This window comes from Bacillus cereus group sp. N6, from assembly GCF_016483705.1.
In the GTDB taxonomy this organism is placed as follows: Bacteria; Bacillota; Bacilli; order Bacillales; family Bacillaceae_G; genus Bacillus_A; species Bacillus_A wiedmannii.
This window is the reverse complement of sequence record NZ_JAEHBI010000203.1, coordinates 1-536: the sequence shown is the minus strand read 5'-3', so window position 1 is coordinate 536 and position 536 is coordinate 1. Positions and strand designations below refer to the sequence as shown.

Genomic DNA, 536 nt, shown 5'->3' with positions numbered 1-536 from the left:
GGTTCTGGTGCAAAAAATATAATTCTTGTGTAAACTGAAGGTATCAATAAATAAGGACGTGTGTGATGATGGCAAAAGCAATAGATTTTAAATGGAAGCATTATCAATCTGAGATTATTTTACTCACTGTTCGATGGTACCTTCGGTATAATTTAAGTCTTTGAGATTTGGTGGAAATGATGGAGGAACGAGGGTTATCTCTGGCTCATACAACCATTATGCGCTGGGTTCATCAATATGGACCTGAATTAAATGAGCGGATTCGAAATCATTTGAAATCAACGAATGATTCCTGGAGAGTCGATGAAACGTACATCAAAATCAAAGGAGAAAAAATGTATTTATATCGTGCCATTGATTCCGAAGGAAGCACAATCGATTTTTACTTAAGTCAGAGACGAGATGCAAAGGCTGCCAAGCGATTTCTAAAGAAATCCTTGGGTTCTTGTCATGCCACAAGACCTCGTTCGATAACTGCGGATGGTGATAAAGCCTATCCTGTTGCGATACGTGAACTAAAAGAAGAAAAGTACCTA

Annotated in this window: 1 pseudogene; it reads left to right on the top strand. The window is 38.1% G+C overall.

Annotated features, from left to right (window positions below):
* Positions 1-68: 68 nt before the first annotated feature.
* Positions 69-536 (top strand): annotated as a pseudogene (locus JDS99_RS30945) (IS6 family transposase); the annotation flags it as partial.